The 1,126-nt window shown below is 65.5% G+C and carries 2 protein-coding genes; one reads left to right on the top strand and one right to left on the bottom strand.

Translation table 11 applies throughout. The features are described from left to right. The coding region (locus AC1D00_RS42310; protein WP_477014803.1) for a LysR family transcriptional regulator at positions 1-201 on the bottom strand (201 nt) is incomplete at its 3' end. Between the two features lie 104 nt (positions 202-305). Here AC1D00_RS42310 and AC1D00_RS42305 point away from each other — a divergent pair. After that, the coding region (locus tag AC1D00_RS42305; RefSeq protein ID WP_477014804.1) for a sulfite exporter TauE/SafE family protein at positions 306-1,126 on the top strand (821 nt) is incomplete at its 3' end.

The following is a 1,126-nucleotide window of genomic DNA, read 5'->3' as shown; positions in this document are numbered from 1 at the left end:
TTCGTAGAGCATGCGGCCCTCGTCCGTGAGCGCCAGCTGCCGCGTCGTACGCACCAGCAGGCGCGTGCCGAAGTGCTGCTCAAGCGCCGAAATCTGCCGGCTCACCACCGTCAGCGAGCTCGGCAATGACCGCGCCGCCGCGGACAGGCTGCCGGTGTCGACAGCCCGGATAAAGGTCGCCATTGCCGCGAGCTGGTCCATGGCCATCCTTCCGTTTTCAGCAAGACAGTCTGCCTAATCTCGCCGATAGTAGCGAAGTACGAAAGGGTCTATCCCTGTGTCCTCGAGAACAGCCTTTGGACGTGCTGATGGCGGGACTTGATATCAGGGAGATCGTCGAACTCGCGCTGCTGCTGATTGCAACCGGCGCGCTCTCGGGATTCCTGGCCGGTGTGTTCGGCATCGGCGGCGGCGCGATTCTCGTGCCGGTGTTCTACGAATGCTTCCGCATTGCCGGCGTCCCGCTCGAGGTGCGCATGCCGCTCTGCGTCGGCACCTCGCTCGCCGTGATCATCCCGACCTCGATCCGTTCGTTCCAGGCGCATTACAAGCGCGGCGCCGTCGACATGGCGATCCTGCGCGTCTGGTGGCTGCCGATCGTGATCGGCGTCGCCGCCGGCAGCGTGGTCGCGCGCTACGCGCCGGAGCGGCTGTTCAAGATCGTGTTCGTCTGCGTCGCCTGGTCGGCCGCCGTGCGGCTGATCTTCGCGCGCGAGACCTGGAAGCTCGGCGAAGATCTGCCCAAGGGCCCGTTGATGCGGATCTACGGCTTCTGCGTCGGCATCCTGTCGACGCTGATGGGTATCGGCGGCGGCCTGTTCTCGAACCTGCTGATGACCTTCTACGGCCGGCCGATCCATCAGGCGGTCGCGACGTCGTCCGCGCTGGCGGTGCTGATCTCGATCCCCGGCGCGTTCGGCTACATTTATGCCGGCTGGCCTGCGGCGGCGACCTATCCCGGCATCGCAGCTCTGCAAATCCCGTTCGCGCTCGGCTATGTCTCGCTGATCGGCGCCGTGCTGGTGATGCCGATGAGTCTCGTCACCGCGCCGCTCGGCGTGAGAGCCGCGCATGCGATGTCGAAGCGGACGCTGGAGGCCGCGTTCGGGTGCTATCTGTTTATTGT

The organism is Bradyrhizobium sp. P2_E8 (genome assembly GCF_056403875.1).
The sequence above is the reverse complement of the archived record's forward strand: the minus strand, read 5'-3'. Positions and strand labels throughout refer to the sequence as shown.